The sequence below is a fragment of the Lysinibacillus sp. NPDC056185 genome, from assembly GCF_047737915.1.
Taxonomy (GTDB): Bacteria; Bacillota; Bacilli; order Bacillales_A; family Planococcaceae; genus Lysinibacillus.
The window spans coordinates 1-5448 of record NZ_JBLLLQ010000063.1 but is presented as its reverse complement, the minus strand read 5'-3'; the positions used below and the strand labels follow the sequence as shown (position 1 = coordinate 5448).

Here is a 5448-nt window from a genome sequence, read left to right as displayed (position 1 = left end):
GAGGCTAGTAGGATACTTGAAAAAAGATTTTCGACTGAAGATTTTATAACTTACGAAAAAAAATGTGAGACCGACTGGAGACAATTAAACTTCTAGTGCCGATTAAGCCTAATATGCTTATGGTGTGTAACAGTATTCGGTGATTACAATGGTGTTAGGATAGGTGTAATTAAAACAAATGGAGAGATGGGAGCCATTTTCCAGATAGTATGTAACAGCCATAGTTTTAAAGGGGGAAATAAACAATGTTTGAGGAAAACGTTAGAGAGTCTTAGGTGCACGAGCATTACTAGATGATAATGACCCAAGAATTGAGCAGAAATGGGAAGAGCTAATTGTTTTACTAAGTGAAGATGAAAACTTGACTCTGAATTTCTTACAAGTTTGTACAAAAACAGAACTTTCATTTTTAAGTGAGATTTTTGAAGAAGTGGCATATAATTTGCAAAGTAAAAAGTATATTGAATTACTATATTGCCTAGATCAAAGATACCCAGACTTAAACTTAAATAGAAGTATACAAATTGCTGAGGAGTACATGGATTAAATTTGAGGTACAAATAATGATATTTTGTATCAAGAGAGATTAATCCTGGTTTCCAAGCAAACACCTTGATTGGCTAAATGCCCTTCAAGGTTTTTTTCTTTAATTTATATTAAATCAACTGATATTTGAGTGAGACAATAAGAAAATGATTCGTTTGAGAATCGAAAACTCATGAAGGCTGGACTATCAAGGAGTATTCTATAAACAGTGGTCTAGGAAGAAAAGTGTGAGAATTAGGCGAGATGACATTTTACATGCAGGAGGTAGTTTTGTATGGAATAGTGACTAAATAAACGATAATGACAAAGCTCGTGGCGATAAAAAATGGGAAATTTAAAAGGTGTTTCGGTTCTGCTTTAGCCTGTTTACTTTGGCTCTGGTGGGAAAGGAAGGGAACAAAAAAGCAAGCAAGGAAATCGGGCGCTACACGCTTTATTTTACAACTTAGCCGTACAGCAAGTACAAGTGGCAAAAGGAAGTAGGCTACCAAGGAATCCCGTATTCCATGATTACTATCACCGGAAACTAAAAGAAGGCAAAACAAAGGGACAAGCATTGGTTTGTATAATGAGACGGCTTGTAAACATTATATATGGCATGATGAAGCACAAAACAGCCTATGAATTGCCAATATTAAAAGAGGAAGAAGTAGTTTAATAAGGTTTTTAGATAGGAGTTTTTTATTAGCGGTTTTTAAGATTACAACATAGGGTACGGGTGATGATCTACTGTCTTCCAATGGAAAATTTAAGGATTCTAAGTTAGAATCAGATTATCAAAAGTATCTTGCTCGTAAAGCGAAGGAGGATAAGCCACCTCGAGGTCGCTCAGAATGGAAAAAGACCAGAGATTATTGGTTAAATGATTCACCAGTAGCAAGAGGTAACGCATTCAATAAAAAGTCAGTTGTTGAAGAATGGTATCCATGTAATGAAGTGCATTTGAGCAATGGAAAACGTTTAGATTCATATGATCCTATAAAAGGTGAGATCGTTTCAAGAAAAGCAACTGATTTAGAAAATATTGAATTATCCACCTTTGAGAGCTATTTAAAAGAAATGAAAGTGAAGTACGAGCCGGGTACGATAATTAGGACAGATAAATATGCCGATTTTATACCACCAATTGATGGACAACCACTTAAAGGGAAACAGATACTTGAGATTCCTGCTTCCAATAAGAACTTTTCAGGAATGCAAGAGTACATTGATTTGGCCAAAAATAAGTATGGAATTGAAATCAGGTTTAGGGAGGAGTAAACATGTTAGATAAAGATACTGAACACGCTTTTGCGAAGATCAAATTTATTGAAAGATATAAGAGTCTAGCCGCAAGATATCAATTTAATGTTAGTGAAAGTTTTGAGAATTATGAAAGTAACCGAGTAGTAAATATTATTAATGAATTAGGGTACGAGGCTTCGTTTAATACGAAGGAAAAATTCTTTAAGATTACAGAAATACATGATGAATATAAATTTCAATTTAATATCTCTTTGAAATATGGTGTAGCAGAATTTATATGGTCTGTATGGAAAAATTCTGAGCTTAAGATGGGTGGGACATGGGGAATATTAAAAGAACAACTGGATGGTCTGGAAAATGATAAAGTGAGGAAGCCAATATTCCGTAATTACGAAGAATTGAAAGAAATATTAGCTGATGCGTTTTTAATTTATGGTGATTTTAAACGAGAATATATGCACAAATGAACAATGATTGAGAGGTTTATATGATGGGAATTTCAATATATTACTCAGCAAGACGAAAGGAATTATTAACAGATGTCGAAAAAGATCTCATAAAGAAATTAATATCTGAGTATTCGGTTCAGCAGGAAATTGAGAAATTCAACATTACAGGAGAAGGATACAATTGGACGAGTTTTGAAGTATACGACCTTAAAGATTCGTCTGGAACAGAGATTGTTTTTGAAGGTTCTACACAGTTACCTGATAACATGAATGATGCTATTTGGGAAGGTGTTCAACATTGGTCTGCTTTACTGTCACAAATAAGATGTGCTGTTTTAAATGCTGAGTGGTATGTGGCGGTAGAAGATTATGTTCTCGAATGGGATGAGGAATACTTAGAATACGATTTATCTAAGTAGCGATGACTGACGATTTAGCCTATACCCAGTGTCGTATGAATGCACTGTTTAACCAATTACACATATAAACCCATGTAATACCCTTATGAAGCTTTCGTAAATATGGTTGTACGCACATCAGATGCTTTATTGTTATAACCCAAATAGCGGTGTTCCGTTACATTGAATAGGTTGATTATGGTCAGAAACCACCATGATTGACCTGTTTTTTGTTATCTTCGTTTCTTGTGGTTTTTTTCAAATTTATTCGCAACTGTAGATTACCCTACAGCGATAGTGAGGGTAAGAAAGATATGAGGTGTTACTAAAATGGGTGTAAGTGGCGGTCATAATGAAAAGGGGTTTTTTAACTATTTGGATGCCAATGGAATTCCGTATAAAGTGGAGAAAAAGGAACCACATCCTTCTGTCCCGGGTGTATACGATGTGTACTACAAGATAGGAAAACAAGAACGTGGCATATATACAAGTGAATTTAAAGCATCAACTCATAAAAAGACAGTTTACGATGAAAATGTGTTTACTGATGAACAAATGTATAAATATTGTCAAGAGGCAATGGATAACGGTACTGAATATTTAACTAGAGGTGGGCAACAGGTAATACAAGGCACATCAAATGGATTAAAATTCGAAGGATGGAAAAATCCAACTACAGGAGAAATAGAAAGTGTATACCTAGTATTGGAATGGAAAAATCATGGTGATTAGGAGGGGTATCATGTTAATAGACAAACAGCCAGTCATCCAAGATTTTTTTTCTTTTTTGAAGAGTGATTTACTAAATGTACTAGAGTGTTTATCCAAGAGAGAGCCGTGGCAAGATCATATGATGGGATATGAACTTCCAGAGCATTCTGAGGAGATTGAATTTAAAGAAGGCATAATGATATTCATTAACACAGCATCATATAACGATATCATTATGAACAGTTCTGATTTCTATGGTTGTTTGAAAGAAACGTGTATGGAATATGTTGGTGAAAATCAAGAACAGAAAATCCAAGTGTATGTACTTATGGACAAGATAAAGACTGTTTTAAATTTGTGAAAATTTCACACTGAGTTGATTAAACCTATCAACCTACCAAAAAACATGAAAAATATGGAGGTCTACTTGAAATAGACCCTGGAGAGCACCGGATTTTATGAATTTCAGTCAAAGAAATAGATGATCCAGATTTTAAGAGAGGAATCGTAACCTTGTAAACCTTGATTGGCTATATTGTCACTCTCGAGAAGAAGAACAGAATGGACCCAATGAACAATAATTGTTTGAGAATCGAGCAGAGCCATCAAGAAGTGCTATTTTAGCGCTAATGTAATAAGAGCGAGAATACGCGATATGACATTTTACTTATAAGGGATCACTTATGGATGTCATAGGGACGAAACACACGAGATTAAACAAGCTAAAGTGTTTAAACTAACACTTGCCATGTGGTAAAAAAGATGTCATACTGTCAATACTAAAATAACTTATAAAACTTGCAAATATTAATAAATTAGAAAATTTATAAACTTAAAGCACTTGATTGTCTATAACAGGCGACAAGTGCTTTTTCATGTTTAAATACGTAAATTGAAAAGATTACGATTATTTAATTAGTGTACTAAGTGTTAAATTTTATACCAGTACTAGCATACAAGGGAAAGAACAGGCGATGGAAATAGAGGTTTCGATAGATAAGTTTGTTATAGATAATAAGGATGTACCACATTCAGCATTTTTACGTGTTTATATGTTGGGGGCGAAGAAATATCAAGTGAAAATGAAGATTTATAGTGGAACATATAGCTATGAATTGCACATGCGGAAAAGTGATGATGTATACATTCATCTATATTTTAAAAACTTTAGAGAAATAGAGGGACACTTACATACCCTAAGGATTGAGACAAGGCCAGAGCATTACTCACATTTCAGAGAAATACTAGAGATGATAGGAAAGCGGGCAAACCGAGTAGAATTTGTGAGCTGTGATGTAGCGTATGATATACAAACGGGGTTAGAAAATATAGTAGTGATACCGACAGATACACGGAGGAATATGACACACTTTGATACAACACGATATTTTGGTAGAAGATTATAAAGAAAGAGGCAAAGAGTATATACTACCAGGAGAAGGGATTTAAAAGGAGGAAAAGTTAGTGACAAGAGATGAGATTGCAAATTTATTAGATAGTATTTTAGATAAAGAATTAGGGGATTTAGATATTCCTTCGTTTAGTGATTGGGAAAAGATAGAGAAAAAGTATGGGTGTCAGTTACCAATGGAATTTAAATTTTTTATTGAATTAATGACTGAATATTCCTTTCCAGGGGACATTTTAAATGTTTCCAATGGTAAAACAAATGGAAATGACACTATTGAATTTACCTATGACTATGAAATGAAATTTGGAGGGTGGAAGAAGGAATTAATTCCATTTTATAGTGTAGGTAATGGAGACTACTTTTGTCTTCTCTCAAATGAATGCCCCAATACAGGAGTCTATTATTATTCACATGAAGAGAATAATATCGAAAAGGATGCTGATAACTTTGAAAAATGGTTAAATCAGTTGCCAGCTTTTTTGAGTTAATAGATAAAAAACCTTGATTAGCTAAAATGGCTTTTGAAGTGACCCCTAAAAGTTAGACACGGTTATTTCATTAGGCCAGCTTAGGTTAAATGAGTTCGGTTTTGCACGAGGGCACTGAAAAAGTCCAACATAATATTAAAACGATTGGAGAAACAGATTTTTTTCTCCAATCGTTTTTTCTTTTCGTTCAATTTCCTCTC

7 protein-coding genes and 1 pseudogene are annotated in these 5448 nt (G+C 34.1%); all 8 read left to right on the top strand.

The window, feature by feature from the left end; genetic code table 11:
• Positions 1-907: 907 nt before the first annotated feature.
• Positions 908-1204 (top strand): annotated as a pseudogene (locus ACMZ42_RS26715) (IS110 family transposase); the annotation flags it as partial.
• 284 nt (positions 1205-1488) lie between these two features.
• A complete protein-coding gene (locus tag ACMZ42_RS26710) occupies positions 1489-1806 on the top strand; it encodes a hypothetical protein (RefSeq protein WP_415733369.1) in 318 nt (105 codons plus the stop codon).
• A 2-nt stretch (positions 1807-1808) separates the two neighbouring features.
• The gene (locus ACMZ42_RS26705) at positions 1809-2258 is read left to right on the top strand and encodes a hypothetical protein (protein WP_415733368.1); all 450 of its coding nucleotides are present in this window, start codon (positions 1809-1811) and stop codon (positions 2256-2258) included.
• A gap of 23 nt (positions 2259-2281) precedes the next feature.
• Positions 2282-2659, top strand: a complete 378-nt coding sequence (locus tag ACMZ42_RS26700; protein WP_415733367.1) for a hypothetical protein — start codon at positions 2282-2284, stop codon at positions 2657-2659.
• 309 nt (positions 2660-2968) lie between these two features.
• On the top strand, positions 2969-3370 hold the full coding sequence (locus ACMZ42_RS26695) for a CdiA family toxin C-terminal domain-containing protein (RefSeq protein WP_415733366.1): 402 nt from the start codon (positions 2969-2971) through the stop codon (positions 3368-3370).
• Positions 3371-3380: 10 nt separating this feature from the next.
• On the top strand, positions 3381-3710 hold the full coding sequence (locus ACMZ42_RS26690; RefSeq protein ID WP_370080685.1) for a hypothetical protein: 330 nt from the start codon (positions 3381-3383) through the stop codon (positions 3708-3710).
• 613 nt (positions 3711-4323) lie between these two features.
• Positions 4324-4755: a hypothetical protein gene (locus ACMZ42_RS26685; protein ID WP_415733365.1), complete on the top strand. Its 432-nt coding sequence runs from the start codon at positions 4324-4326 to the stop codon at positions 4753-4755.
• Positions 4756-4813: 58 nt separating this feature from the next.
• Entirely contained in the window at positions 4814-5248 is a 435-nt protein-coding gene (locus ACMZ42_RS26680) for an SMI1/KNR4 family protein (protein ID WP_415733364.1), read from the top strand.
• Positions 5249-5448: the final 200 nt, after the last annotated feature.